The sequence below is a fragment of the Streptomyces sp. WMMC940 genome, from assembly GCF_027460265.1.
In the GTDB taxonomy this organism is placed as follows: domain Bacteria; phylum Actinomycetota; class Actinomycetes; order Streptomycetales; family Streptomycetaceae; genus Streptomyces.
Map to the genome: position 1 here is coordinate 1,468,810 of NZ_JAPZBC010000001.1, position 25,572 is coordinate 1,494,381.

At 72.4% G+C, this 25,572-nt stretch carries 25 protein-coding genes; 18 read left to right on the forward strand and 7 right to left on the reverse strand.

The genetic code is table 11. The annotated features are described in order from the left end of the window. Positions 1–93: 93 nt before the first annotated feature. A complete protein-coding gene (locus O7595_RS06505) occupies positions 94–1,260 on the forward strand; it encodes a serine hydrolase domain-containing protein (RefSeq protein ID WP_269727774.1) in 1,167 nt (388 codons plus the stop codon). 139 nt (positions 1,261–1,399) lie between these two features. On the opposite strand, the gene O7595_RS06510 is transcribed toward O7595_RS06505, so the two are convergent. Continuing rightward, a complete protein-coding gene (locus tag O7595_RS06510) occupies positions 1,400–2,509 on the reverse strand; it encodes a sensor histidine kinase (RefSeq protein ID WP_269732395.1) in 1,110 nt (369 codons plus the stop codon). A 5-nt stretch (positions 2,510–2,514) separates the two neighbouring features. Continuing rightward, positions 2,515–3,324 (reverse strand): response regulator transcription factor, encoded by an 810-nt coding sequence (locus O7595_RS06515; RefSeq protein ID WP_269727775.1) that lies wholly within the window; start codon positions 3,322–3,324, stop codon positions 2,515–2,517. A gap of 261 nt (positions 3,325–3,585) precedes the next feature. Between O7595_RS06515 and O7595_RS06520 the strand changes: the two genes are divergently transcribed. Further along, entirely contained in the window at positions 3,586–3,996 is a 411-nt protein-coding gene (locus O7595_RS06520) for a VOC family protein (protein ID WP_269727776.1), read from the forward strand. Here O7595_RS06520 and O7595_RS06525 read toward each other — a convergent pair. Both O7595_RS06525 and O7595_RS06530 read right to left on the reverse strand, forming a co-directional pair. Next, positions 3,918–4,664: a helix-turn-helix domain-containing protein gene (locus tag O7595_RS06525; RefSeq protein ID WP_269727777.1), complete on the reverse strand. Its 747-nt coding sequence runs from the start codon at positions 4,662–4,664 to the stop codon at positions 3,918–3,920. The two genes, O7595_RS06520 and O7595_RS06525, sit on opposite strands and share 79 nt — an antisense overlap. Positions 4,665–4,808: 144 nt before the next feature. Then, positions 4,809–6,113 carry a YihY/virulence factor BrkB family protein gene (locus O7595_RS06530; protein WP_269727778.1) on the reverse strand — a complete coding sequence of 435 codons (1,305 nt, stop codon included), beginning with the start codon at positions 6,111–6,113 and terminating at the stop codon, positions 4,809–4,811. Positions 6,114–6,130: 17 nt separating this feature from the next. Between O7595_RS06530 and O7595_RS06535 the strand changes: the two genes are divergently transcribed. The 15 genes from O7595_RS06535 (at position 6,131) to O7595_RS06600 (ending at position 22,049) form a co-directional block, all read left to right on the forward strand. Beyond that, on the forward strand, positions 6,131–7,804 hold the full coding sequence (locus O7595_RS06535; RefSeq protein ID WP_269727779.1) for an acyl-CoA dehydrogenase family protein: 1,674 nt from the start codon (positions 6,131–6,133) through the stop codon (positions 7,802–7,804). Positions 7,805–8,225: 421 nt separating this feature from the next. Beyond that, positions 8,226–9,557: a GAF domain-containing protein gene (locus tag O7595_RS06540; RefSeq protein ID WP_269727780.1), complete on the forward strand. Its 1,332-nt coding sequence runs from the start codon at positions 8,226–8,228 to the stop codon at positions 9,555–9,557. A 289-nt stretch (positions 9,558–9,846) separates the two neighbouring features. Next, entirely contained in the window at positions 9,847–11,232 is a 1,386-nt protein-coding gene (locus tag O7595_RS06545; RefSeq protein ID WP_269727781.1) for an FAD-binding oxidoreductase, read from the forward strand. Positions 11,233–11,547: 315 nt separating this feature from the next. Further along, a complete protein-coding gene (locus tag O7595_RS06550) occupies positions 11,548–12,114 on the forward strand; it encodes a GNAT family N-acetyltransferase (protein WP_269727782.1) in 567 nt (188 codons plus the stop codon). A 265-nt stretch (positions 12,115–12,379) separates the two neighbouring features. Then, positions 12,380–12,463 carry a putative leader peptide gene (locus O7595_RS33630; protein WP_325063666.1) on the forward strand — a complete coding sequence of 28 codons (84 nt, stop codon included), beginning with the start codon at positions 12,380–12,382 and terminating at the stop codon, positions 12,461–12,463. Positions 12,464–12,613: 150 nt separating this feature from the next. Further along, complete coding sequence (locus O7595_RS06555; protein ID WP_269727783.1) at positions 12,614–14,311, forward strand: nitrite/sulfite reductase; 1,698 nt, start codon at positions 12,614–12,616, stop codon at positions 14,309–14,311. Positions 14,312–14,399: 88 nt separating this feature from the next. Next, on the forward strand, positions 14,400–14,579 hold the full coding sequence (locus tag O7595_RS06560) for a hypothetical protein (RefSeq protein ID WP_269727784.1): 180 nt from the start codon (positions 14,400–14,402) through the stop codon (positions 14,577–14,579). Next, positions 14,576–15,286: a phosphoadenylyl-sulfate reductase gene (locus O7595_RS06565; RefSeq protein ID WP_269727785.1), complete on the forward strand. Its 711-nt coding sequence runs from the start codon at positions 14,576–14,578 to the stop codon at positions 15,284–15,286. Before O7595_RS06560 ends, O7595_RS06565 begins: the two co-directional genes overlap by 4 nt. A gap of 59 nt (positions 15,287–15,345) precedes the next feature. Then, positions 15,346–15,885 (forward strand): adenylyl-sulfate kinase, encoded by a 540-nt coding sequence (gene cysC, locus O7595_RS06570; protein WP_269727786.1) that lies wholly within the window; start codon positions 15,346–15,348, stop codon positions 15,883–15,885. Further along, positions 15,882–16,820 (forward strand): sulfate adenylyltransferase subunit CysD, encoded by a 939-nt coding sequence (gene cysD / locus O7595_RS06575; RefSeq protein WP_269727787.1) that lies wholly within the window; start codon positions 15,882–15,884, stop codon positions 16,818–16,820. The genes cysC and cysD overlap by 4 nt, the downstream gene beginning before the upstream one ends. Positions 16,821–16,822: 2 nt before the next feature. Next, the gene (locus O7595_RS06580; RefSeq protein ID WP_269727788.1) at positions 16,823–18,163 is read left to right on the forward strand and encodes a sulfate adenylyltransferase subunit 1; all 1,341 of its coding nucleotides are present in this window, start codon (positions 16,823–16,825) and stop codon (positions 18,161–18,163) included. Positions 18,164–18,389: 226 nt separating this feature from the next. Next, entirely contained in the window at positions 18,390–19,499 is a 1,110-nt protein-coding gene (locus O7595_RS06585) for an aliphatic sulfonate ABC transporter substrate-binding protein (protein WP_269727789.1), read from the forward strand. A gap of 43 nt (positions 19,500–19,542) precedes the next feature. Further along, positions 19,543–20,334, forward strand: a complete 792-nt coding sequence (locus O7595_RS06590; RefSeq protein WP_269727790.1) for an ABC transporter ATP-binding protein — start codon at positions 19,543–19,545, stop codon at positions 20,332–20,334. Beyond that, on the forward strand, positions 20,321–21,235 hold the full coding sequence (locus O7595_RS06595) for an ABC transporter permease (protein WP_269727791.1): 915 nt from the start codon (positions 20,321–20,323) through the stop codon (positions 21,233–21,235). Before O7595_RS06590 ends, O7595_RS06595 begins: the two co-directional genes overlap by 14 nt. A gap of 10 nt (positions 21,236–21,245) precedes the next feature. Further along, positions 21,246–22,049: a sirohydrochlorin chelatase gene (locus O7595_RS06600; protein WP_269727792.1), complete on the forward strand. Its 804-nt coding sequence runs from the start codon at positions 21,246–21,248 to the stop codon at positions 22,047–22,049. Between the two features lie 270 nt (positions 22,050–22,319). On the opposite strand, the gene O7595_RS06605 is transcribed toward O7595_RS06600, so the two are convergent. After that, positions 22,320–22,784 carry a hypothetical protein gene (locus tag O7595_RS06605; protein ID WP_269727793.1) on the reverse strand — a complete coding sequence of 155 codons (465 nt, stop codon included), beginning with the start codon at positions 22,782–22,784 and terminating at the stop codon, positions 22,320–22,322. 188 nt (positions 22,785–22,972) lie between these two features. On the opposite strand from O7595_RS06605, the gene O7595_RS06610 reads away from it, so the two are divergent. Next, the gene (locus O7595_RS06610) at positions 22,973–23,164 is read left to right on the forward strand and encodes a DUF4236 domain-containing protein (RefSeq protein ID WP_269727794.1); all 192 of its coding nucleotides are present in this window, start codon (positions 22,973–22,975) and stop codon (positions 23,162–23,164) included. Between the two features lie 149 nt (positions 23,165–23,313). Here O7595_RS06610 and O7595_RS06615 read toward each other — a convergent pair whose 3' ends face one another. Then, positions 23,314–23,880 carry a DUF1697 domain-containing protein gene (locus O7595_RS06615; protein ID WP_269727795.1) on the reverse strand — a complete coding sequence of 189 codons (567 nt, stop codon included), beginning with the start codon at positions 23,878–23,880 and terminating at the stop codon, positions 23,314–23,316. 77 nt (positions 23,881–23,957) lie between these two features. Next, complete coding sequence (locus O7595_RS06620; RefSeq protein ID WP_269727796.1) at positions 23,958–25,160, reverse strand: S8 family peptidase; 1,203 nt, start codon at positions 25,158–25,160, stop codon at positions 23,958–23,960. Positions 25,161–25,572 lie beyond the last annotated feature (412 nt).

Here is a 25,572-nt window from a genome sequence, read left to right on the forward strand (position 1 = left end):
CGCCTTCCCGTCGGTCCGACCAGTCGGTATGTTCCTGGTCACCGGCCGGTGCAGGACGGCGCACGACGTGGCACGACGGACCAGGGAGGGGCCATGACCGACACCGGGGCACGCATCGAGGGCCACTGCGACGCACGGTTCGCCGCGGTGCGCACCGCCTTCGAGGAGAACTTCGCCGAACGCGGCGAACTGGGCGCCGCCGTAACGGTCCGGGCGGGCGGACGGGCGGTCGTCGATCTGTGGGGCGGCTGGGCGGACGCGGCGCGCACCCGGCCGTGGGAGCGGGACACCGTGGTCAACGTCTGGTCGACGACGAAGGGCCCGACAGCACTGTGCGCGCACGTCCTCGCCGACCGGGGGCTGCTGGACCTGGATGCACCGGTCGCCTCGTACTGGCCGGAGTTCGCCTCCGCCGGCAAGGAGTCCGTCCTCGTCCGCCATCTGCTGTCGCACCGCTCCGGGCTCGCCGGACTGCGGGAGCCACACTCGTTCGCCCAACTCCGCGACTGGGAGCTGACGGTGTCCCGGCTGGCCGCGACCGAGCCGTGGTGGACGCCCGGAACCAGGTCCGGCTACCACGCGATGACGTACGGCTTCCTGATCGGCGAGGTGGTGCGGCGCGTCACCGGACTGCTGCCCGGCGCGTTCCTGCGCGAGTCGGTGACGGGGCCGTTCGGCGTCGACTTCGCCGTGGGACTGCCGGACGAGGAGTACCACCGCGCCGCCGAACTGGTGCACGCGCCCGCCGCATCGGACAGCGAACAGGCCGCCGTATTTGCCCAGTTGGAACCCGTGGCACTGGCCGCCCTGGTCAACCCGGCGGTGGGCGCGGGGGAGGCCAACAGCCCGCTTTGGCGTGCCGCCGAGATCCCGGCCGCCAACGGTCACGGTACGGCCCGGGCGGTCGCCGAGCTGTACGGGATCGTCGCCTCGGGCGGTCTGCTCGGTGGGCGGCGGGTGCTGTCGGCCACCGCCGCCGAACGGGTCCGCGAAGGCCAGGGGCCCTGCCGGGACCTCGTCCTCGGCGCGGGCTTCGCCCATGACACGGAGGTCGCGCTCGGGCTGTGGCTGAGCGGCCCCAACGGGTCGTACGGCCCCAACCCGCGCGCGGTCGGCCACGACGGCTTCGGCGGCTCCTGCGGGCTCGCGGACCCGGAGGCGGAACTGTCGATGGGGTACGTCATGAACCGCATGGGCTCACGGATCGCCGACGATCCACGGAAGATGGCGCTGGTCGAGGCGGTGTACCGGGCCCTGTGACGTGGACACCGGGCCGGCGCGGACACCGGAGCGGGCGGTGCATCCGACCGGCCCGGAGTCGACGCAGGCACCGGAGCCGACGCGGGCACGGGGAACACCGGCACCGGGGACGGCGCCGGCGGCCGCGGCGGGACGGCGGTCACGGAGCGGTCGGAAGGGTCACCTCGAAGCGGCAGCCGCCCGACACGTTGTGCACCCCGGCGCGTCCTTCGTGCGCTTCCACGATGCCCCTGACGATCGCGAGGCCGAGGCCCGCCCCGGCGGGAGGGGTGCGGGCCTCGCTGCCGCGCCAGCCGGTGTCGAAGACCCGCGGCAGATCCTCCTCCGGGATACCCCCGCAGCCGTCGGTGACGGACAGGACGACGGAGCCCTCGCGGCGTTCGGCGGCGACCGCGACCGTGCCGTCGGCCGGGGTCCGCCGGATCGCGTTCACCAGCAGATTGGCCAGGACCCGCGTCATCTCCTCGGCGTCGACCTCGATCGGCACCTGCTCCACCCGGTCCCCCACGAGCCGTACCCCGTGCTCCCGGGCCAGCGGGACGGCACCCGCCAGGGCCTCGCCGACCAGGTCGTGCACGGACATCCGCGTGGGTGTCAGCGCGAGCGCTCCGGCGTGGATGCGGGACAGTTCGAAGAGGTCGCCGACCATCCGGTTCATCCGCTCGACCTCCGCACGGATCTGCCGGAAGTACCGCTGGGGGTCGGGTACGACCCCGTCCTCCAGCGCCTCCGACATGGCCCGCAGCCCGGCGAGCGGGGTCCGCAGATCGTGCGAGATCCAGGCGACGAGTTCCCGTCGGGAGGACTCCAGCGCCCGTTCCCGCTCCCGGGACTCGGCGAGCCTGGCACTGGTGGCGGCGAGTTCCCGGCCCAGCTCGGCGAGTTCGGCCGTGGCTTCCCCCCCGGGCGCGGCGAAGCTGCCGTCCTCCCCGAAGGTCCGGGCGGCGAGGGCGAGTTCGCGGCTGCGCGCGACGACCCAGCGGCCGAGCAGCAGGGCCGTGGCGAGGGACACGACCGCGGCCATCGCGACGACCGTGGTGACGACGGTCAGATCGTGCGGGGACAGGAACATCGCCCGGGCGACCGCCAGGGTTCCGGCGAGCATCGCCACGACGGCCACGCCGGCGACCACGGTCAGGGAGACGGTGAGGGACCTCCGGCGGAGCATCCGCAGCACGACGGCACCGGCCAGTCCCGCCGCGGCGGCGCCGAGGAACGCGAAGAGGGCGATGAGGAGGACGTCACGCACGGCACTCACGCCCCTTCCGCCGGGTCGGTGCCCGCGCCCGGGACGCCCCCGCCTCGGCGGCCCGGTTGCACGTCGGACGCGCGCGTCGATGCCGCCGGCCGTTCGGGTACCGGTTCCGGTTCCGGTACCGCGGGCGCGTCGAAGCGGTAGCCGACGCCCCAGACGGTATGGATCAGGCGCGGCCGGGCCGGATCGTCCTCGATCTTGCCGCGCAGCCGGCGCACATGCACGGTGACGGTCGACAGATCGCCGAAGTCCCAGCCCCACACCTCCTGCATCAGCCGCTCCCGCCCGATGGCCAGCCCGCGGTGGCGCATGAGGTGCAGGAGCAGATCGAACTCCCTCAGGGTCAGACCGATTTCCGCGCCGTTCTTGGTGACCCGGCGGGCGGCCGGGTCCACGGTGATCCCGGCGCAGCTGAGCACGGGCCCGCCCGGGTCCGCGTCGGCGGCCGCCCGGCCGCGCCGCAGTACGGACTCGACCCGCAACACCAGCTCGCGCGGGCTGAACGGCTTGGTGACGTAGTCGTCCGCGCCGGTCTCGAGACCGAGGATCCGGTCGTCCTCGTCCCCGCGCGCGGTCAACATGATCACCGGAACCGGTCCCCGGCCGCGGAGCCTGCGGCAGACCTCGAGGCCGTCCATGCCGGGCAGCATCAGATCGAGGACCACCAGGTCCGGCCACCGCTCTCCGGCGGCCTCCAGGGCTCCGGGCCCGTCCGCGGCGCGGGCCACCGTGAACCCGGCGCGTTCCAGATAGCCGGTGACCACTTCGGCGACGGTCGGATCGTCGTCGACGACCAGGATGTTCTGCATGCCCCCAGTCTTGTCCCCCCGGACCCCGGGGCGCGCGCCCCACCCCTTACGAATCGATGACGCCGCCTCGCGCGCCGCTGCCACGTCGGACACGGCACCCCCCGGGACGGCGGTGCCCGGTGCGGTGCGATTCCGGAGGAGCGCCCGCGACGTCCGGCAGGACGATGCCGTCCTCGGCTCTCCCCGGCCCACGCGGAAGAGCCGGCGGCCGTGTCCGATTCCTTCAAGACCGCGCCGCGTCGCCACCCCTACGGTGGCCGCATGACCCCACGACTCGATGCCGTCGGCCTGGTCGTCTCCGACATGGCCGCCTCGCTCGCCTTCTACCGCCGGCTCGGCCTGGACATCCCCGAGGGGGCCGAGTCCGCGCCGCACGTCGAGGCCGTGCTGCCCGGTGGGCCGCGCGTGCTGTTCGACACCGAGGACACCATCCGCTCCTTCGACCCGGACTGGACCCGGCCCGAGGGCGGGGACCGGGTGGGTCTCGCCTTCCTCTGCGAGAGTCCCGCCGAGGTGGACAAGGTGTACGAAGAGCTCGTCGGGGCGGGACACCGCGGCCACCTCGCGCCCTGGGACGCGGACTGGGGACAGCGCTACGCGGTCGTCCTCGATCCGGACGGTGCCGGGGTGTCGCTGTTCGCGGGCCAGGACCCGGCGGTCAGCTCCGCGTAGCGCCCGAGGGTGAGCCCGGCCAAGGCCCGCATCTCGCGTGCCAGGTGCGCCTGGTCGGAGCAGCCCGCGGCCAGGGCGGCCTCCGCGTACGGCACGCCGTCCCGTACGAGGGCCAGCGCACGCTGCAGCCGCAGTACGCGGGCGAGGGTCTTCGGCCCGTAGCCGAAGGCGTCCAGGGAGCGGCGGTGCAGCAGGCGGGCGCCCAGCCCGACGGCCGCGGCGGTCGCGGCCACGGTCGCGCCCGCGTCCAGCTCCTCCGCGACGGCCCGCAGCACCGGGTCGGGCGGGGGCGAGTGCGCCGCGTGCCGCAGGGCCACGGCCTCCAGCGCGGCGGTCCGGTCCGGCGCGTCGGTGACCCGGTCCGCCAGGGGGCGCACCTGGCGCGCGGGCCAGACGTCGGTGAGGTCCACGCGCAGGTCACGCAGTTCGTGGGCCGGGACGCCGAAGAAGGCGGGCGCGGCGCCGGGCGGGAAGCGTACGCCTGCATAGGCGGCTCGCACGCCGTCGGGAGCCTGTGCATGGGTGTCGGGTCCGGCGACCAGCAGCCGGCCCTCGGTCCAGAGCAGGTCCATACAGCCGTCGGGCAGGACGGGCACCACCGGGCCGGGCCCGGGCTCGTTGTGCCAGAGGACGGCACCGGGCAGCAGGGAGGCCCGTTCCGCGTACATGCTGTCGAGGCTAGGACATGCGCCGGACGTTCCGCCCCTCCTCGGTCCTGCGTCCCCCGTCCTCCGGGCTCCTCCCCTGCGTGCGACCGGCTTCTCCCACACCCTCCGGGCTCCCCGCGCTCCGTCCCCGAGGCCTCCCCCTCGTCAGAGCTTCTGCTCCCCCTTGTCCTTGTCACGAGCGTCCTTGTCTCGACCGTCCTGGTCACGACCGTCCTGGTCACGACCGTCCTGGTCACGAGAAGCCCGGTCACGAGAAGTCCCGTTGTCCCGGTCGCCCCGGTTGCCCTTGTCGCGGGCGTCCTTGTCACGCGCGGCCCGGATGTCCCGGTCGCGGTGCTCCCGGCTCCCGTGCAGCCGGGAGCGCACATCGTCCGGCGGCAGGAACTTCGACCAGCGCTCGGGGAACTCCGAGGGCATGTCCCCGCCGCCCTCCTCCCAGTCCTCGCTCTCCCCCTCCGCCGCCCGGGCACGGGCGACCAGCTCGGCGACGTGGGCGGCCCGGACGCGCTGGTTGGCGGCCCGGGCGGCGGCCGTGGCGACCGACGGCCACACACGGTCGATCGCGGCGTTGACGGCGGCGCCGACGAGGACCGCGAACGCCGAGATGCCGATCCACAGCAGCACCGCGATGGGCGCGGCGAGGGAGCCGTAGATGGTGGGGCCTTCGACGGTGCTGGTCAGATAGATGCGGAGCAGGAAGCTCCCGAGCACCCACATGCCGAGGGCCACCAGTGCGCCCGGGACGTCCTCCACCCAGGGCGAACGGACCGGCACGGACACGTGGTACAGCGTGGTGAGGAAGGCGACCGACAGCAGGATCACCACCGGCCAGTACAGGACGCTGACGAGGTCCGCGCCGAACGGCACGAACTCGACGACCCGGTCCGGGCCGACCACGGCGAGCGGCAGTACCACGGCGCCGATCAGCAGGGCGATCAGATAGAGCAGGAACGCCAGCAGCCGGGTGGCGACGATGCCGCGCTGGCCGTCGAGTCCGTACATCACGGTGATGGTGTCGATGAAGACGTTCACCGCGCGGGAGCCCGACCACAGGGCGATCGCGAAACCGAGGGAGATGACGTCGGGGCGGCCGCCGCGGGTGACGTCCTCCAGTAGGGGTTTGGCGATGTCGTTGACGCCGCGGTCGGACAGGACGGTACCGGCGGCGCGGAGGATGTTCTCCTGGATGGAGGCGACGGTGGTGGTGCTGGTCCAGTCGTCGACGTAGCCGAGGAGGCCGAGCAGGCCCAGCATCAGCGGCGGCAGGGACAGCAGGGTGAAGAACGCGGCCTCGGCCGCGAGCCCCAGGATGCGGTACTCGATGCACGAATTGACCGTGTCCTTCAGCAGCAGCCAGGCGAGCTTCCGCTTGGAGACGTTGCGGTAGAGGACTCGGACCCGGTGGAGCCGGCCGGCGGGCCGGTCAGGTGTTTCGTTTGCTGCCTGCACCTCCTTACCGTATCGGCATGGCGACCAGCACCCACACCGTGACCAACCAGCCTCCGCCCCTGGTGGCGTACGACGTGTTCGCCGCGGACCGGGCGCTCGCCGAGGCCGTCGAGCGGCACCTGGACCCGTCGGTCCTCGGCGCGGCGCGGCGGGAGCTGTCGGAGCTCGGCCGGGCCGCCGGCTCGGCCCAGGCACAGCGCTGGGCGGTCGAGGCCGACACGAACCCGCCGGTGCTGCGCACGCACGACCGGTACGGCAACCGGATCGACGAGGTCGACTTCCATCCGGCGTGGCACCGGCTGCTGGGCAAGGCGGTCGCCTCGGGGCTGACGAACGCCTGGGGACGGCCCGGCGGGCACGTCCGGCGTGCGGCCGGGTTCCTGGTGTGGTCGCAGGCGGAGGCCGGGCACGGCTGTCCGGTGTCGATGACGCACGCCGCGGTGCCCGCGCTGCGCACCGACCCCGAGCTCGCGGCGGAGTGGGAGCCGCGGCTGACGTCCGGGGTCTACGCGCAGGGGCTGCGGCCGGCCGCGCGGAAGCCGGGCGTGCTGTTCGGGATGGGCATGACGGAGAAGCAGGGCGGCAGTGACGTACGCGCGATCACGACCCGGGCCGTGCCGCTGGCCCCGGCCGGGGAGTACGAACTGACCGGGCACAAGTGGTTCTGCTCGGCGCCGATGAGCGACGGGTTCCTGGTGCTGGCCCAGGCCCCCGGGGGACTGGCGTGCTTCCTGGTGCCCCGGGTGCTGGACGACGGGACGCGGAACGTGTTCGCGATCCAGCGGCTGAAGGACAAGCTGGGCAACCGGTCGAACGCGTCGGCCGAGGTGGAGTTCGCCGGCACGTGGGCGCGCCGGGTCGGCGAGGAGGGGCGCGGGGTGCGCGCCATCATCGGGATGGTGGCGGCCACCAGGCTCGACTGCGTGCTCGGCTCGGCGGCCCTGATGCGGCAGGCGGTGGCGCAGGCCGTCCACCACGCCGAGTACCGGAGCGCGTTCGGGGGCCCGCTCGTCGACAAGCCGCTGATGCGCAACGTTCTGGCCGATCTGGCGTTGGAGTCGGAGGCGGCGACGGTGCTCGCGATGCGGCTGGCCGCGGCCTACGACGCCGTGGGCGAGGGCTCGGAGTCGGAGCGGGCGCTGCTGCGGATCGCGGTACCGGCGGCCAAGTACTGGGTCACCAAGCGGTGCACGCCGGTGGTGGCGGAGGCACTGGAGTGCCTGGGCGGGAACGGCTACGTGGAGGAGTCGGGGATGCCGCGGCTGCTGCGGGAGTCCCCGCTGAACTCCGTGTGGGAGGGATCGGGCAACGTCCAGGCGCTGGACGTGCTGCGGGCGCTGCGGGGGGCGCCCCGGGCCGCGGGGCGGAGCGGGCGGGAGGTGCTTCCCGTGGACGCCTTCCTCCGGGAGGTGGGCCTGGCCCGGGGCGCCGACCACCGGCTGGACGGTGCGATCAAGGCGCTGCTGACGGAGCTGGCGGACCTGGAGTCCGCGGAGGTGCGGGCTCGGCGGCTGGCGGAGCGGATGGCGCTGGTGCTCCAGGGGTCGCTGCTGGTGCGCTGGGCGCCGCCGGAGGTCGCGGACGCGTTCTGCGCCTCGCGGCTGGGCGGTGACTGGGGGTCGGCGTTCGGCACACTGCCGTACGGGCTGAACCAGGCGGCAGTGGTGGAACGGGCGCGCGTGGAGGTGTGAGCGGCGGCATCGCGCGCCGGTGGCCGCACCAGTGCGCCTTTGGCAGGTGAGTCGGAGCTGACCTGCGCAATAGCGGGGGGTGGTGCTGCGCCGACACGGCACCACCCTCCGCTCATGTCACCTTCACCCACCTGTCGTTCGTTGGCCAGAGTTGCAGACCGTTGCAGAAGTTGTCCGAACTCCGCTTCCGGGTACGGGCACGGGCGGCACGATGGATCCGGACGGTCCGCGGCGGCACGATGGATCCGGACGGTCCGCGGCGGCACGCGCGCCGAGCCGAACCGAACCGATACGGCACGACCGGCCCGCAGCATCGCGAGGGCCGGCCGGCCCGGCGTCTGGAACAAGCCCGGCTTCTTCGGCCACCACGCGCACGACCGACCTGCACCGAACGGCGCCGACGACGACGGGGGGACTTCCGATGAGGAACACGGCTCTGGACATCTCACGGCTGAGCGCCGCCGACGCCGCGCACGCGGCCCACGTGCTGCACGAGGTGCACGCGGCGACGCTGGCCGGGCGCCGCCCGCCGGTCCCGCCCCGAGCGGTCATCGACGCGTCCTGGCAGCGGATGCTGCGGCTGGGGCTGGACCCCGACCGCTCCACGAGCAGCGTGCTGCTGCAGCGGGACGAGCTGGAGCACCGGCGGCGGTCCAGCGTGCTCGGCGAGGTGATGCACACGCTGAGCGGCGGGCTCACCGCGATCGCCGACGCCTCCCTGCAGATCATGGTGGTGACGGACTGTCAGGGCCGGGTGCTGTGGCGGGAGGGGAACGCGGGTGTGCTCCGGCAGGCCGGCACCATCTGTCTGGAGGAGGGCGCTGCCTGGAGCGAGGACAGCACCGGCACCAACGCCATCGGCACCGCGCTCGCGGCCCGGCGGCCGGTCCAGGTGCACTCGGCGGAGCACTTCGTCCACACGCTGCACAACTGGACCTGCGCGGCCGCGCCGGTGCAGGACCCTCGCGACGGCCGGCTGCTCGGCATCGTCGACGTCAGCGGGCCGGCGTCCAGCTTCCATCCGGCGACCCTCGCGCTCGTCAGGTCGGTGGCGCAGCTCGCCGAGGCGGAGCTGCGGGAGCGCCATCTGCGGCAGATCGAACGGCTCCGCTCCGTCGCGGCGCCGATCCTGTGCCGGGTCGGCGGCCGGGCACTCGCCGTGGACGTGCACGGCTGGACGGCGGCCGTGACCGGAATGGCGCCGGTGGACCGGCTGCCGCTGCCCAAGTCGTTCCACGCGGGCCGGGTGTGGCTGCCGTCGCTGGGCGTGTGCACCGTCGAACCGCTGCCCGGGGGCTGGCTGGTGCGCCCCGACGAGCCGCGGCCGGCGGAGTCCGCGGGACGGGTCGTCCTGGACCTGAGCCGGGCCCGCCGCTGGTCGGTCGCGGTCCACGGCCCCGCCGGCGGCTGGACGCAGGAACTCAGCCCCCGCCACGCCGAGCTGCTGTACGTGCTGGCGGTGCATCCGCAGGGGCGCACGGCCGCGGAGCTCGCGGGCGATGTGTTCGGCGACCCGACGCGCACGGTCACGGTGCGCGCTGAAATGTCACGTGTGAGGCGCTACCTGTCGGGTGTGCTGGCACACCGCCCGTACCGCTTCAGCGAGGAGGTCGACGTGGAGGTCGTGCTTCCCCCGCACCTCGCGGACCTGCTGCCGCACTCCTCGGCCCCGGCCGTGGCGGAGGCGCGGACCGGGGCCGAGGAGGAGACGCGGACCGGGACGGAAGCCAGGGAACGGACCGGGCCCGGCTGACGCGTTGCGGAGGCACGGACCGGGCCCGGCTGACGCGTTGCGGAGGCACGGACCGGGCCCGGCTGACGCGTTGCGGAGGCACGGACCGGGCCCGGCTGACGCGTTGCGGGCGCTCGGGCCCGATGCCAGGCTGAAAGTTGTCGGCCCTGAGGCGCCGTGGCGGACGCCGACGGGCTCTGCCGACGCCCCCGCCCGACGGCGCGGGGTGCGCCCACCTGATCCACAGTGCGACCGGTGGGGCCGGAGGGCAGGGGGCCGGGGCCGGGCGCGCGCTCCTCGAGGAGTTCACATGGACGGCGCCGCTCTCGATGCGCTGCGTGAGGCCCTGCGCGGGCCGGTGGTGGGTCCGCAGGACCCCGAGTACGACGGGACCCGGGCGATCTACAACGCGATGATCGACCGGCGTCCGGCCGCGTTCGCGCGGTGCGTGGATGCCGCGGACGTGATGCGTACCGTCACCTTCGCCCGCCAGCGGGACCTGGAGCTCGCCGTACGCGGCGGCGGCCACAGCGGCCCCGGGCTCTGCCTGGTCGACGGCGCCCTCACCCTCGATCTGTCCCTGATGCGCTGGGTGCGCGTGGATCCCGTGACCCGCACCGCGCGGGTCGGGGGCGGCTCCGTGCTCGGCGATCTGGACCACGCCGGTCACGGTTTCGGGCTGGCGACCCCCGCGGGCATCATGTCGACGACGGGCGTCGGCGGCCTGACCCTCGGCGGCGGCCACGGCTATCTGACCCGCCGGTTCGGCCTGACGGCCGACAACCTGATCGGCGCGGACGTCGTGCTCGCGGACGGCACCTTCGTCACCGTCTCCGAGGACGAGCGGCCCGACCTTCTCTGGGCCCTGCGCGGCGGAGGCGGCAACTTCGGCGTCGTCACCTCCTTCACGTACCGGCTGCACCCCGTGGACACGGTGGGGGTCGCCATCACCGTGTGGCCGGTGGAGAGCACCCGCGAGGTACTGGACTGGTACCGCACGTTCCTGCCGGGAGCCCCTCGCGACGTCTACGGCTTCTTCGCCTTGCTGTCCGTGCCGCCGGGCCCGCCGTTCCCCGAGGAGATCCACGGACGGAAGGTGTGCGGTGTGGTGTGGTGCGGGACCGGGTCCCCGGAGCGGCCGGGTCCCGACGAGCTCTCCTCCGCCGTGAGCGAGCCGGCGCCGCCGCTGTTCCACTTCGCGGCGACGATGCCCTATCCCGCGCTGCAGGCCATGTTCGACGGGCTGATCCCGACGGGACTGCAGTGGTACTGGCGGGGCGACTTCTTCGACCGGATCACGGACGGCGCGATCGACGTGCACCTGAAGTACGGGGAGAACCTGCCGACGCCGCTGTCGACGATGCACCTGTACCCCGTCGACGGGGCCGCCCACGACGTGGCGCCCGGCGACACCGCGTGGGCCTACCGTGACGCGGTCTGGTCGGGGGTCATCGCCGGCATCGACCCGGACCCGGCGAACGCCGCGCTCATCAGGCAGTGGGCGGTCGACTACTGGAACGCCCTCCACCCGTTCTCGATGGGCGGCGCCTACGTGAACTTCATGGGCGCCGACGAGGGCCAGGACCGGGTCCGGGCCACGTACCGGGACCACCACGACCGGCTCCGGGAGATCAAGCGCCGCTACGACCCGGAGAACTTCCTCCACGCCAACCAGAACATCCCGCCCGCCGCCTGACCGCCCGAGTCCCGGGGTGCCGGCCCCGGGCAACGGCGCGCCGGACCCCCGGACCCGCCCCGGCCGGTCCCGCGTCCACCCATGCCGTGGCGCACCTCCCGGTACCGGGCCGACCGCCGACCGGCATGTGGACAGGCAGCCGCCATATGGACCGGCGGCAACCCGGTACCGCGGCCGTGCGCCGGATGCCGGGTGCGGATGCCGGGTGCCGGGTGGGCCGCCCGGCACCGCACCGCGTGCGGCGTCCAGCCCGTCGGGCCGCACGGACGGGGTCCGCTTTGTCCCGGGCGGGGCGCCCGTGGTTCCCTGACGGTCATGAGCATCACCGTGACCACGTGGTCCCTGGAGCAGACCTCGTCCTCCGATCTGCGTCCCGCTGCCGAGCCCTCGGGGGACGTCCGGATCGTGCGCGCCGAGGTCCCCTCGCCGGAGTTCAGCCGCTTCCTCTACACGGCGGTCGGCGGGGACATCGACTGGACCGACCGGCTGGGCCTGACGTACGCGCAGTGGGAGGAGACGCTCACCAGGCCGGGGGTCGAGACGTGGGTCGCGTACGAGCGGGGCACACCCGCCGGGTACGTCGAGCTGGAGGCCCAGGAGGAGGGTGCCGTCGAGATCGTCTACTTCGGACTGATCCCGGCGTTCCGCGGCAGGCGGATCGGCGGCCATCTGCTGTCGTACGGCACCGCCCGCGCCTGGGACCTCGCGGAGCGCTGGCCGGGGCGCGTGCCGACGAAGCGGGTCTGGCTGCACACCTGTTCCAAGGACGGCCCGCACGCGATGGACAACTATCTGCGCCGGGGCTTCGCGCTCTTCGACACCAAGGTGGAGGAGGAGCCGGAGGTCGCCATACCCGGGCCCTGGCCCGGCGCCCCGGGCTGACCCCCGACCCGTGATCCCGGCCGGCGCCCTCGATCGACGCCGGCCTGCCGACCCCGCCCAGGCCCCGCCCAGAACCCCCGCTGCGGCACCCTCGGCCGGCCCCGCGGGCCCGATCCGGAGCCCGGTCGGCGCACGGCGCTCCGGCCCGGCCCCGGCGTCCTCGGGCCGGGTGACCGACCCCACATTGTCTCATGATGCGGGACACTCTTGTCCAAATGATGGATAGCGGTGGACTGGGTCCAAAGTCCCGTGACACGCTTCCGTCATGTCTCGAGCTGGAATTGCCTTGGTGAGTCGGCGGCACGTCGACCTCGGCCGCATGTCCAGCGCCATGTGTCGCGCGGCCTGAGTGTCCCCGGGGGCCCGTCGGCCCCGGCACCAGTTCCCCCGCGTTCCCTGAGATCCCCGACCTCCGCGCATCGCCGCGCCCGCCCGTGAAACCGGGTGCTCATGTGCAGGTCAGAGCCGACCTCCCGTAGTCCCGAAGGACGTAACCGCCATGGCCGCCACCCCCGGAAAGCCCGCCACCGCCACGCCCCGCCGCAAGGCCGGACGCCACCGCGGCGAGGGCCAGTGGGCCGTTGGCCACTTCACACCTCTGAACGGCAACGAGCAGTTCAAGAAGGACGACGACGGTCTCAATGTACGGACACGTATTGAGACGATCTACTCCAAGCGCGGATTCGACTCGATCGACCCGAACGACCTCCGCGGCCGCATGCGCTGGTGGGGCCTGTACACCCAGCGCCGGCCCGGGATCGACGGCGGCAAGACCGCGATCCTGGAGCCGGAGGAACTGGACGACGAGTACTTCATGCTGCGCGTCCGCATCGACGGCGGGCGGCTGACCACCGAGCAACTGCGCGTCATCGGCGAGATCTCGCAGGAGTTCGCACGCGGCACCGCCGACATCACCGACCGGCAGAACGTCCAGTACCACTGGATCCGCATCGAGGACGTGCCCGAGATCTGGGAGCGGCTGGAGGCCGTCGGCCTGTCCACCACCGAGGCTTGCGGTGACACCCCGCGCGTCATCCTCGGCTCCCCGGTCGCGGGCATCGCCGAGGACGAGATCGTCGACGGCACCCCGGCCATCGACGAGATCCAGCGCCGGATCGTCGGCAACAAGGCGTTCTCGAACCTCCCCCGCAAGTTCAAGTCGGCGATCTCCGGCTCGCCGCTGCTGGACGTGGCGCACGAGATCAACGACATCGCCTTCGTCGGGGTGAACCACCCCGAGCACGGCCCCGGCTTCGACCTGTGGGTCGGCGGTGGCCTCTCCACCAACCCGAAGATCGGCGTCCGGCTGGGCGCCTGGGTGCCGCTGGACGAGGTTCCGGACGTCTACGAGGGCGTCATCTCGATCTTCCGCGACTACGGCTACCGGCGGCTGCGCACCCGTGCGCGGCTGAAGTTCCTGGTCGCCGACTGGGGCGCGGAGAAGTTCCGCCGGGTGCTGGAGGACGAGTACCTGGGGCGCCCGCTGACCGACGGTCCGGCGCCCGAACAGCCCCTGCAGCGCTGGCGCGACCACGTCGGTGTGCACCGGCAGAAGGACGGCCGCTTCTACGTCGGCTTCGCCCCGCGTGTCGGCCGGGTCGACGGAGCCACCCTCACCAAGATCGCCGAGGTGGCGGAGGCGCACGGCTCGGGCCGGGTGCGTACCACCGCCGAGCAGAAGATGATCGTCCTCGACATCGAGGAGTCACAGGTCGAGTCGCTGGTGTCCGGGCTGGAGTCGCTGGACCTGCGGGTCGCTCCGTCCCCGTTCCGCCGCGGCACGATGGCCTGCACCGGCATCGAGTTCTGCAAGCTGGCCATCGTCGAGACCAAGGCCCGCGGTGCCGCGCTGATCGAGGAACTCGAGCGCCGCATCCCGGATTTCGACGAGCCGATCACGATCAACATCAACGGATGCCCCAATGCCTGCGCCCGTATCCAGGTCGCGGACATCGGTCTCAAGGGCCAGCTGGTGCTGGACGAGAACGGCGAGCAGGTGGAGGGCTTCCAGGTCCACCTGGGCGGTGCGCTGGGCCTGGAGGCCGGATTCGGCCGCAAGGTCCGCGGACTGAAGGTCACCGCGGCGGAGCTCCCCGACTACGTCGAGCGCGTGCTGGGACGCTTCCAGGTGGAGCGCGAGGACGGCGAGCGCTTCGCCGCCTGGGTGGCTCGCGCAAGCGAGGAGTCACTCTCATGAGCCACGCACGCGCGGCCACCCGGCCGCAGCCGACCACGCAGCCCGCACCCCCGCGCCGCGCGGGCGGAGAAGCGAAAGGGGACGTGCGGTGAGCGAGCGGGCTGCCCCTTTCCACTGTCCCTACTGCGGCGACGAGGATCTTCGTCCGAACGAGCAGGGCCACGGCGCCTGGGAATGCGCGTCGTGCAACAGGGCCTTCCAGCTGAAGTTCCTCGGGCTGCTCGCCCGCGGGGTTCGGCGCAACGACGACGGAGGGGACGCGATATGACGGCGGTACGGACCCGACGGACCGGGGACGAGCTCAGGTCGCTGGCCGAGGCGGCCGGGCGGGACCTCGAGGAGGCGTCCGCCCTGGACATCCTGACGTGGGCGGCGGAGACCTTCGGCCCGCGCTTCTGCGTCACCTCCTCCATGGAGGACGCGGTCGTGGCCCATCTGGCCTCGCGCGCCTTCCCCGGGGTCGACGTGGTCTTCCTGGACACCGGCTACCACTTTCCCGAGACCATCGGCACGCGTGACGCGGTCGGGGCCGTGATGGACGTCAACCTCATCACGCTCACCCCGCGCCGGTCGGTGGCGGAGCAGGACGCCGAGCACGGCCCGCGGCTGCACGACCGCGACCCCGACCTGTGCTGCGCGCTGCGCAAGGTCGAGCCCCTCGAGGAGGGGCTCGCCGCCTACGACGCCTGGGCTACCGGCCTGCGCCGCGACGAGTCCCCGACCAGGGCGGGCACCCCCGTCGTCGGCTGGGACGAGAAGCGCCGGAAGGTCAAGGTCTCGCCGATCGCCCGCTGGACACAGGCGGACGTGGACGGATACGTCGCGGAACACGGCGTCCTCACCAACCCGCTGCTCATGGACGGTTACGCCTCGGTGGGCTGCGCACCCTGCACCCGACGGGTGCTCGAGGGCGAGGACGCGCGAGCCGGCCGATGGGCGGGGCGCGCGAAGACCGAGTGCGGGCTGCACGGCTGATGACGGCGCCCGCGACCACAGCAGACCATCCGACCGAACCGACCCTGAATCAACGGGAGATGCACGTGACTGGGGCCACGATCTGGCTCACGGGGCTGCCGAGCGCGGGCAAGACCACCATCGCGCACGAGCTGGCCGGCCGGCTGCGCGGCGAGGGCCACCGCGTCGAGGTGCTCGACGGCGACGAGATCCGCGAGTTCCTGTCCGCGGGCCTCGGTTTCAGCCGTGAGGACCGGCACACCAACGTCCAGCGGATCGGTTTCGTCGCCGAACTGCTGGCGTCCAACGGTGTGACGGTCCTGGTGCCGGTGATCGCCCCGTACGCGGACAGCCGCGAGGCCGTCCGCAAACGGCACGGTGCCGAGGGCACGCCGTATGTGGAGGTGCACGTGGCGACCCCGGTCGACGTGTGCGCGGTGCGCGACGTCAAGGGTCTGTACGCCCGGCAGGCGGCCGGCGAGATCAGTGGCCTGACCGGTGTGGACGACCCGTACGAGGCACCGGAGTCCCCGGACCTGCGGATCGAGTCGCACACTCAGACCGTGCAGGAGTCGGCGCAGGCGCTGCACGCGCTGCTCATCGAGAGGGGACTGGCATGACGACCAGCATCGACGTCGTGGGCGAGAGCACGGACAGCCCGTACGCGCTGACGCACCTGGACGCTCTGGAGTCCGAGGCGGTGCACATCTTCCGCGAGGTGGCGGGCGAGTTCGAGCGGCCGGTGGTCCTCTTCTCCGGCGGCAAGGACTCCATCGTCATGCTGCATCTCGCGCTGAAGGCCTTCGCTCCCGCGGCGATCCCGTTCTCGCTGCTGCACGTGGACACGGGGCACAACTTCCCCGAGGTCATCGAGTACCGGGACCGTGTGGTCGCGCAACACGGTCTGCGTCTCCATGTGGCCTCCGTACAGGACTACATCGACCGCGGTGTGCTCCGCGAGCGTCCCGACGGCACCCGTAACCCGCTGCAGACCGTTCCGCTGACGGAGGCCATCCAGCAGCACCGCTTCGACGCGGTGTTCGGCGGCGGACGGCGCGACGAGGAGAAGGCCCGGGCCAAGGAGCGGGTGTTCTCGCTGCGCGATGAGTTCTCCCAGTGGGACCCGCGGCGCCAGCGCCCCGAGCTGTGGCAGCTCTACAACGGCCGCCACGCGCCCGGTGAGCACGTCCGTGTGTTCCCCCTCTCCAACTGGACCGAGCTGGACGTCTGGCAGTACATCCAGCGCGAGCGGATCGAGCTGCCGGAGATCTACTTCGCCCACGAGCGGGAGGTCTTCGCCCGTAACGGAATGTGGCTGACCGCCGGCGACTGGGGCGGCCCGAAGGACGGCGAGACGCCCGAGAAGCGGCTGATCCGCTACCGCACCGTCGGCGACATGTCCTGCACGGGCGCCGTCGACTCCGACGCCTCCACGCTGGACGCCGTGATCGCCGAGATCGCCGCCTCCCGGCTCACCGAGCGGGGAGCGACCCGCGCCGACGACAAGCTGTCCGAGGCCGCGATGGAAGACCGCAAGCGCGAAGGGTACTTCTAGACATGACCAGCTCCACCGAGCAGTCGGCCGAGCAGTTGTCGGCCACCACCCTGCTGCGCTTCGCCACCGCCGGTTCCGTCGACGACGGCAAGTCCACCCTGGTGGGCCGGCTGCTGCACGACTCCAAGTCGGTGCTCGCCGACCAGCTGGAGGCCGTCGAGCACGCCTCCCGCTCCCGTGGCCAGGAGGCTCCCGACCTGGCGCTGCTGACCGACGGTCTGCGGGCCGAGCGGGAACAGGGCATCACGATCGACGTGGCGTACCGTTACTTCGCCACTCCTCGGAGGCGGTTCATCCTTGCCGACACGCCGGGGCACGTGCAGTACACCCGGAACATGGTCACGGGCGCCTCGACGGCCGAGCTGACGGTGATCCTCGTCGACGCCCGCAACGGCGTGGTCGAGCAGACCCGCCGGCACGCCGCGATCGCCGCGCTGCTGCGCGTCCCGCACGTCGTCCTCGCCGTGAACAAGATGGACCTGGTCGGCTACGAGGAGTCCGTCTTCGCCGCGATCGCAGAGGAGTTCACCGCGTACGCGAGCGAGCTGGGCGTCCCGGAGATCACCGCGATCCCGATCTCGGCGCTGTCCGGCGACAACGTGGTGGACCCCTCCGCGAACATGGACTGGTACGGCGGCCCGACGGTGCTGGAGCATCTGGAGTCCGTGCCGGTGAGCCACGATCTGACCAGCTGCCACGCACGCTTCCCGGTGCAGTACGTGATCCGTCCGCAGACCGCCGAGCACCCGGACTACCGCGGCTACGCGGGCCAGATCGCCGCCGGCACGTTCCGCGTCGGCGAGGGCGTGACCGTGCTGCCGTCGGGCCGCACGTCGAGGATCGCGGGGATCGACCTGCTGGGCGAGCCGGTGGACGTCGCCTGGACCCCGCAGTCGGTGACGCTGTTGCTGGAGGACGACGTCGACGTCTCCCGCGGCGACATCGTCGTGCCGAGCGACGACGCGCCCGCCACGACGCAGGACGTCGAGGCCACGGTCTGCCATGTCGCCGACACCCCGCTCACGGTGGGCGCGCGGGTGCTGCTGAAGCACACCACCCGCACGGTGAAGGCGATCGTGAAGGAGATCCCGTCGCGGCTGACGCTCGACGACCTGTCCCAGCATCCGGCTCCCGGGCAGCTGGTGGCCAACGACATCGGCAGGGTCCGGGTCCGCACCGCCGAGCCGCTGGCGCTCGACGCGTACGCGGACTCCCGCCGTACCGGGTCCTTCCTGCTGATCGACCCCGCGGACGGTACGACCCTGGCGGCCGGTATGGCGGGCGAGTCCTTCGCCACCGCCGATGCCGCGCCGGTCCAGGACGACGAGGGGTGGGACTTCTGATGACGATCGACGCGTACGCGACCTTCGCCAAGGAGGGCGGCCGCGTGGGCAGCGGTGTGCTCGGCGCGGGTTCGGGAGGTGTCACGCGATGTGTCCGATGACCGGCGCGACACCCCGACCGCGCCCCGGACGAAGACACAGACCTGCCGATCTCCCGGCCGCGTCCCGCACCACCCGGCACCACCGGGGGACGTGAGCACCGGGCCCCCGAGAGGAAACGCCTCCCGTGCCTGCATCCCGTACGACCCTGCGCCGCGGTCTCGCCGCCGCCGCGGCGCTCCCCCTGCTGGCCGTCGCGTCCACCGCCTGCGGCTACGGCTCCCAGGCAAAGGACGACGAGAGGCCCGTGGTGGCCGCCGAGGGCAGGAAGCTCTCCGCAGACACCGTCCGCGTCGGCTACCTCCCGAACCTGACCCACGCCACCGCCCTCGTCGGCGTCCAGGAGGGGATCATCCAGAAGGAGCTCGGCGGCACCAGGCTCACGCCGCAGGCCTTCAACGCGGGCCCGTCCGCGATCGAGGCCCTCAACGGCGGCTCCCTCGACATCGGCTTCATCGGCCCCTCGCCGTCCGTCAACGGGTACGTGAAGTCCAAGGGCAAGAACCTGCGGATCGTCTCCGGTTCCGCGTCCGGTGGCGTGAAACTCGTCGTCGACCCGGACCGGATCAAGACCCTGGACGACGTCAGGGGCAAGCGGATCGCCACCCCGCAGAAGGGCAACACCCAGGACGTCGCGTTCCTGAACTGGGCCTCCGGCAAGGGCTGGAAGGTCGACGCGGAGAGCGGCGAGGGCGACGTCTCGGTGGTTCGCACGGACAACAAGATCACCCCGGGCGCCTACAAGTCCGGCTCGATCGACGGCGCCTGGGTGCCGGAGCCGACCGCGTCCCAGCTGGTCTCCGAGGGCGCGAGGGTCCTCCTCGACGAGACGGCGCTGTGGCCCGGCGGGAAGTTCGTGATCACCAACGTCATCGTGTCGCAGACGTTCCTGAAGGAGCACCCGGACGTCGTCGAGGCCGTGCTCCGCGGCACGGTGAGGACGAACGCCTGGATCAACGCCAACCCGGAGAAGGCCAAGGCGTCCGCCAACGCGGCCCTGAAGGCCGAGACCGGCAAGGCGCTCGCCCCGGAGGTCATCGACCCGGCCTGGCCGAGCATCCGGGTCACGGACGACCCGCTGGCCGCCACGCTCAGGACGCAGTCCGAGTGGGCGGTGAAGGCCGAGCTCATCGACGAGCCCGACCTGAACGGCATCTACGACCTGACTCTGCTGAACAAGGTGCTGAAGGCCGAAGGAAGGCCCGGGGTCGCCGACGCCGGCCTCGGCGCGAAGTAGGCACGCGAGTCCCCGAACCGAAAGTTCCCAGGAGGTGACGACCATGGCCACCACGCTTGCCGAGGCCGCCGTGGACACCACAGCGGTGTCGCACGCCGCCAGGATCGAGCACGTCTCGAAGTCCTTCTCCGGTCCGGCCGGATCGCAGCTCGTCCTCGACGACATCAGTCTCGATGTCGCCGCCGGCGAGTTCGTCACCATCCTCGGGGCGTCGGGATGCGGCAAGTCCACGCTGCTCAACCTGGTCGCGGGGCTGGACCGGCCGAGCACCGGGTCCATCGAGACGCCCGGCGGACGGCCCGCCCTGATGTTCCAGGAGCACGCCCTCTTCCCGTGGCTGACCGCGGGCAAGAACATCGAACTCGCCCTGCGGCTGCGCGGGGTCCCCAAGGCCGGGCGCCGGGCCGAGGCCGAGCGGCTGCTGGAGCTGGTCCGACTCGGCGGCGCGCACGGCAAGCGCGTCCACGAGCTGTCCGGCGGCATGCGCCAGCGGGTCGCCCTGGCGCGGGCGCTCGCGCAGGACAGCGATCTGCTGCTGATGGACGAGCCGTTCGCGGCGCTCGACGCCATCACGCGTGACGTGCTGCACGGCGAGCTGACCCGGATCTGGCGCGAGACGAACGTGTCGGTCCTGTTCGTCACGCACAACGTCCGCGAGGCGGTGCGGCTCGCCCAGCGCGTGGTCCTGCTGTCCTCACGGCCCGGCCGGGTGGCCCGCGAGTGGGCCGTGGACATCCCGCAGCCGCGCCGTATCGAGGACGCCGCAGTGGCGGAGCTGTCCGTCGAGATCACTGAACAACTGCGTGGGGAGATCCGCCGACATGGCCAGCACTGAAGTCCGCGACGGCGTCACGAAGGCGGGCACGTCCCCCGCCGGGCGCGACGACCTCGCCGGTCTCGAGGCCGGCCTGGACGCGCTCGACGCCGTCGAGATCCGCCGCACGCCGGTGCGCGAGCTCCTCGTGAAGAAGGTCGTGCCGCCGGTCGTGGCGGTCGCCCTCGTCCTCGTGGTGTGGCAGGTCCTGGTCTCGGCACAGGTCACGACCGAGGACAAGCTGCCCGCGCCGTCCGCGGTGTGGACGGGTCTGTCCGACATGTGGCTGCAGGGCACCCTGTTCGACGTCATCTGGACCAGCGTGTCGCGCGGTCTCTTCGGCTTCCTGCTGGCCCTCGCCATCGGCACCCCGCTCGGTCTGCTCGTGGCACGGGTGAAGTTCGTCCGTGCCGCGATCGGACCGATCCTGTCCGGTCTGCAGTCGCTGCCGTCGGTGGCGTGGGTGCCGCCGGCCGTCATCTGGCTGGGCCTGAACGACTCGATGATGTACGCGGTGATCCTGCTCGGCGCGGTGCCGTCGATCGCGAACGGACTCGTGTCCGGCGTCGACCAGGTGCCGCCGCTGTTCCTGCGGGCCGGACGGACGCTCGGCGCCACCGGCCTGAAGGGCACCTGGCACATCGTCATGCCGGCCGCCCTGCCGGGCTATCTGGCGGGTCTGAAGCAGGGCTGGGCCTTCTCCTGGCGCTCGCTGATGGCGGCGGAGATCATCGCCTCCTCCCCCGACCTGGGTCTCGGCCTCGGCCAGCTGCTGGAGAACGGCCGCAACAACATCGACATGCCCGGAGTGTTCCTCGCGATCCTCCTGATCCTGATCGTCGGCATCGCCGTCGATCTGCTCGTCTTCAGCCCGCTGGAGCGCTGGGTACTCCGCAGTCGCGGGCTTCTCGTCAAGAGCTGAGCTGATCACCGTGTACGGCCCTCACCGCCCCTCCCGCCCCGCCGCCCCTCACCGGCCGGCGCTTCTCGTCGTCGCCCACGGGAGCCGCGATCCGCGGCACGCGGCGACCGTGCACGCCCTCGTACGGCACATCCGTTCGCAGGAGCCCGCGCTGCGGGTCGGCACGGCGTTCCTGGACTTCAACGCGCCGTCCGTGCCGCAGGTCCTGGAGCGGATGGCGAACGACGGGGTGGAGGACGTGGTCGCGCTGCCGCTGCTGCTGACCCGCGCCTTCCACGCCAAGGCGGACATCCCGTCCGTGCTGAACGAGGCACGGGCGCGGCATCCGCGGCTCCGGATCACCCAGGCGGAGGTCCTCGGCCCGTCCCCGCTGCTCCTGGACGCGGTCGAACAGCGGCTCTACGAGGCCGGGCTGACCCCGGCCGACAAGCGCTCGACCGGGGTCGTCCTGGCCTCGGCGGGCTCCTCCGACCCGGAGGCGATCGCAGTGGTCGCTGACATGGCGCGGGAGCTGCGGCACACCGGTTGGTGCGCCGTGCGGCCTGCGTTCGCCTCCGCCGTCACGGCCGCGAGCCCGCCCCGTCCCGAGGACGCGGTGCGGGCACTGCGCGCCGGAGGCGTGGCCCGGGTGGCGGTGGCACCGTACGTCATCGCCCCGGGCCGACTGCCCGACCGGATCGCGGACGGCGCCCGGTCGGCGGGCGCCGAGGTACTGGCCGGCGTCCTCGGCCCGTCTCCCGAGCTGGCCCGGCTGATGCTGCGACGGTACGACGAGGCCCGGCGGCCGGCACACCGCCTCGCCGCAGCGGGCTGAGCGTCCGCTCCCGACGGTGGTGCGGTGCGCGTCGGCGCGGTGGCCGCGATCGCGGTGGGTGTTCGTCCCGGGCGTGTTCGTCCCGGGCGTATTCGTCCCGGGCGTATTCGTCCCGTGCTCGTTGATCCCGGGCGCCTTCGTCCCGTGCTCGTCCACGCTGCGCTCGATGGGCTTGGTCATGCCTGTGAAGCCTGGGACCGGGGCGTCCCGTCCGCCCGGGCCAATGGACGCCGGTTCTCCTGAGCCATTCACCGCTACCGGCCCGGCCTTTCAGCCCTGAGGGTGCGGCGGACGGACCTCCAGGAAGCGGCGCCGGCTCCGCCCCCGGTACAACAGGGCGTCCCAGCCGAGGCGTTGCAGGACCCCGGCGCAGTCGGCGAGGGCGCCTTCCTCCTCGCCGGCGGCCCCGCTGCCGTGGGGTCCGAGCCACTCGACCGTGACCGTGCCCGGTTCGTCCGGGACCGGGCCCACCCGGTATCCGGTGGCCACCCGCTGCCCGGAATCGGCGTCGACGGCGGAGGGGGCGATGCCGGCCGCCTCCAGTGCGAGCGCCACGGCACGGACCATCCGGCCCCGTTCCCAGGGTGCGGGCACCGACTCGGGGTCGGGAGCGCCGGTGTTGGTCAGCCGCCGTATCTGCAGCATGCCTTCGAACGCGACCCGCACCTCGGCGGCCCGTGCCCGTGCCTCACGCGTACCGCCCGGGCGGGGCGGTCCGTCACCGTCGTCGTACATGGGACCGACGATAGGGCGAGGCACCGACAGGCACCTGCCTGCCCGCTTGCCCGGTGTCCGGCCGGTGTGCGCCGGGCGCCCGGTCGGGGCCGGTAGGACGACCGGACGGTCCCGAGGTGACACGACCGTGGCGCCGTCGTGACGGAGACGACGAGCCGGCGGTGCATGATGGCTGCGAGGAGGCCCACATGTCGCTCTACTACCACAAGCGGATCACGATCGTCCCGAAGCTGCTGCACCTGAACATCGGTACGCACGGCTGGTCCCTGAGCCTCGGCACGCGCCGGGCCCACATCACCCGGGGCAGCGGCGGCCACGGCAGGGCGTCGGTGCGGCTGCCGGGGGGCTTCAGCTGGCACCGGAACTTCCGGCGGCGCTGAGGCCGAAGGCGTGCCCGTGAGGCCGGGGCGACCGCCCGGCGGGCGGGACCGGAAGGGGCGGCCCCGCGGGTCCTCAAGTCGCGGCACACCACGGACGGTGGCCGGTCGGGGCCGGAGTCCGGGGGCGGCGAGGGCGGTCGCCTCCCGGCTCAGGCGGGGTTCCCGGTCCCGGTCATCTCCGCGAGCTTGACGACGGTGTTCCAGTTGCGGGTCGTGGCGACGAGTCCTTTGCTCACGCTCGACCGCGCCAGCACGTCGGCCAGCTTGGAGCGGCCGATTCCACCGGGTGTGTACAGGTACAGCGCACGGTCCCCCAGCCGGAAGTCCTCCGGCAGATGGGCGTCCCTGTCGACGCCTGCGAACCGGTCCGGGTCGACCCGCTCCGAGAAGTACGTGACGTGCAGCTGCCTCCCCTCGAGCCGGCTGGCCGGGAAGGGGCACTCCTCGACGACGGAGGCGAGGTACGGGCCGCCGCGGACGAGGCAGTCCACGGTGAAGCCGAAGCGCTCCTCGACGGCCCGTTCGATGCCGCGGGCGAGCGTGTCCTCGTCGTCCGTCTCGCTGGTGAACACGGCGTTGCCGCTCTGCAGGTAGGTGCGTACGTGGCCGTGGCCGAGATCCGTCACCAGGCTGTGCAGGTCGGCCATCGCGACCTTGCGGTGGCCGCCGACGTTGATGCCGCGCAGCAGCGCGGCGTACGCGTGGGTCTTCGCCATGCGCACACCATAGGACGGCCGCCGTGCCCCGTGGGGGAGGGCACGGCGGCCGCCGGATCGTGCTGTCGGCCGGTCGGCTACTCGACGACCTTCAGCAGCTTGTTGGGCGTGCCCTCGCTCGGGTTGCCGATCTTGTCGGGCGTGGCACCGTCCGTCAGGGCCTTGGCGACCTGGTCCGGCGTGGCGTCCTTGTGCGCGGCGAGGTACACCGCGGCGGCGCCGACGACGTGCGGGGTCGCCATGGACGTGCCGGAGATGGTCTTGGTGCCCTCGTCGCTGTCGTTCCAGGCCGAGGTGACGTCCGAGCCCGGGGCGTAGATGTCCACGACCGCGCCGAAGTTGGAGAAGTCGGACTGCTTGTCGTCCTTGGTCGAGGAGGCGACGGTGATGGCCTCCTCGACGCGGGAGGGCGAACCCTGACCGGCGTCACCGGACTCGTTGCCCGCGGCGACACCGAAGGTGACGCCCGCGGCGACGGCCTTCTGCACGGCCTCGTCGAGCGCGGGGTCGGCTCCGCCGCCGAGGCTCATGTTGGCCACGGACGGGCCCTGGTGGTTCTTGGTGACCCAGTCGATGCCGGCGACGACCTGCTCGGTGGTGCCGGAGCCGCTGTCGTCGAGCACGCGCACGGCGACGATCTTCGCCTTCTTGGCGACGCCGTGGGAGGCCCCGGCGATGGTGCCCGCCACGTGGGTACCGTGGCCGTTGCCGTCGTCGGCGGTCTCGTCGTCGTCGACGGCGTCGAAGCCGTGGGTGGCCCGGCCCTCGAAGTCCTTGTGCGTGATCCGGACCCCGGTGTCGATGACGTACGCCGTGACGCCCTCGCCGGCGCTGTCGGGGTAGGTGTACTTGCTGTCCCCGGCGGTGTCGGTCTGGTCGACGCGGTCCAGGCCCCACGAGGGGGGGTTGTCCTGGGTGGCGTTGGCCGTGAACTTCTTGTTCTGGACGACCTTGTCGACGGCCGGGTCGGCGGCGAGGCGCTTGGCTTCGGTCTCCGAAAGGCCGCTGGCGGAGAAGCCGTTCACCGCTGAGCTGTAATTGCGCTGAAGCGAGCCGCCGTACTCCTCGGCGAGCTTCTTCTTGTCCGTCTTCCCGTCCAGCAGAACGATGTAGCTGCCGGCGACGGCGCCTTCGGCGTTCGCACCGTAGATCTTGCCCTCGACGGGCGCGGGAGCCGCGCCGGCGAACGAGGTGTTGAGGACGGTCACTCCGGCGGCGGCCGCAACGGCGGTTATTGCCGCGGTCAGCTTCATCCTGTTGGTGCGCTTGTGAGATGCCATGAAGAGGGGGTCTCCTCGTCATCATTTGTGGGGGGATTCGCTCCCGGAAGGAAAATCTCCGGGGGCTGAGTCGAAACCCTGACCGATTGACGGGCTCAGATCAAGCCCTTCACCCAGGTGTGACTTGGTCAACAGGAGTTCGTAATACGAATTCGGCCAGGACTTCACAAGTCGGACCACTGGTCGAACTTCCCTCACAGGCAGGGAAGTTCTGTCGAGGAAATGTGCTCATGCGGTAATCGTGGCGTGCTCCCGCGGAATACGGGTATACACCGCCGCGCACACCGGAGCGCAGGGGAATCGCGCGCCGGAAGACGGGCGGCACGCCATCGGGGAAGCGTGCACCGCCTTTGCCCGGCGGGAGGATCGGCTTGATCCGCAAGGGAGGTTTGACGCCTCCTCAGACGCGTGG

What these genes read in the sequence shown, in the direction of transcription:
- O7595_RS06505 (WP_269727774.1), top strand. Translation starts at nt 94, where the DNA reads ATGACCGACACCGGGGCACGCATCGAGGGCCACTGCGACGCACGGTTC.
- O7595_RS06550 (WP_269727782.1), top strand. Translation starts at nt 11,548, where the DNA reads ATGAGCATCACCGTGACCACGTGGTCCCTGGAGCAGACCTCGTCCTCC.
- O7595_RS06525 (WP_269727777.1), bottom strand. Translation starts at nt 4,664, where the DNA reads ATGTACGCGGAACGGGCCTCCCTGCTGCCCGGTGCCGTCCTCTGGCAC.
- O7595_RS33630 (WP_325063666.1), top strand. Translation starts at nt 12,380, where the DNA reads ATGTCTCGAGCTGGAATTGCCTTGGTGAGTCGGCGGCACGTCGACCTC.
- O7595_RS06520 (WP_269727776.1), top strand. Translation starts at nt 3,586, where the DNA reads ATGACCCCACGACTCGATGCCGTCGGCCTGGTCGTCTCCGACATGGCC.
- O7595_RS06515 (WP_269727775.1), bottom strand. Translation starts at nt 3,324, where the DNA reads ATGCAGAACATCCTGGTCGTCGACGACGATCCGACCGTCGCCGAAGTG.
- O7595_RS06620 (WP_269727796.1), bottom strand. Translation starts at nt 25,160, where the DNA reads ATGGCATCTCACAAGCGCACCAACAGGATGAAGCTGACCGCGGCAATA.
- O7595_RS06605 (WP_269727793.1), bottom strand. Translation starts at nt 22,784, where the DNA reads ATGTACGACGACGGTGACGGACCGCCCCGCCCGGGCGGTACGCGTGAG.
- O7595_RS06595 (WP_269727791.1), top strand. Translation starts at nt 20,321, where the DNA reads ATGGCCAGCACTGAAGTCCGCGACGGCGTCACGAAGGCGGGCACGTCC.
- O7595_RS06545 (WP_269727781.1), top strand. Translation starts at nt 9,847, where the DNA reads ATGGACGGCGCCGCTCTCGATGCGCTGCGTGAGGCCCTGCGCGGGCCG.
- O7595_RS06580 (WP_269727788.1), top strand. Translation starts at nt 16,823, where the DNA reads ATGACCAGCTCCACCGAGCAGTCGGCCGAGCAGTTGTCGGCCACCACC.
- O7595_RS06610 (WP_269727794.1), top strand. Translation starts at nt 22,973, where the DNA reads ATGTCGCTCTACTACCACAAGCGGATCACGATCGTCCCGAAGCTGCTG.
- cysD (WP_269727787.1), top strand. Translation starts at nt 15,882, where the DNA reads ATGACGACCAGCATCGACGTCGTGGGCGAGAGCACGGACAGCCCGTAC.
- O7595_RS06535 (WP_269727779.1), top strand. Translation starts at nt 6,131, where the DNA reads ATGGCGACCAGCACCCACACCGTGACCAACCAGCCTCCGCCCCTGGTG.
- O7595_RS06555 (WP_269727783.1), top strand. Translation starts at nt 12,614, where the DNA reads ATGGCCGCCACCCCCGGAAAGCCCGCCACCGCCACGCCCCGCCGCAAG.
- cysC (WP_269727786.1), top strand. Translation starts at nt 15,346, where the DNA reads ATGCACGTGACTGGGGCCACGATCTGGCTCACGGGGCTGCCGAGCGCG.
- O7595_RS06565 (WP_269727785.1), top strand. Translation starts at nt 14,576, where the DNA reads ATGACGGCGGTACGGACCCGACGGACCGGGGACGAGCTCAGGTCGCTG.
- O7595_RS06615 (WP_269727795.1), bottom strand. Translation starts at nt 23,880, where the DNA reads ATGGCGAAGACCCACGCGTACGCCGCGCTGCTGCGCGGCATCAACGTC.
- O7595_RS06540 (WP_269727780.1), top strand. Translation starts at nt 8,226, where the DNA reads ATGAGGAACACGGCTCTGGACATCTCACGGCTGAGCGCCGCCGACGCC.
- O7595_RS06590 (WP_269727790.1), top strand. Translation starts at nt 19,543, where the DNA reads ATGGCCACCACGCTTGCCGAGGCCGCCGTGGACACCACAGCGGTGTCG.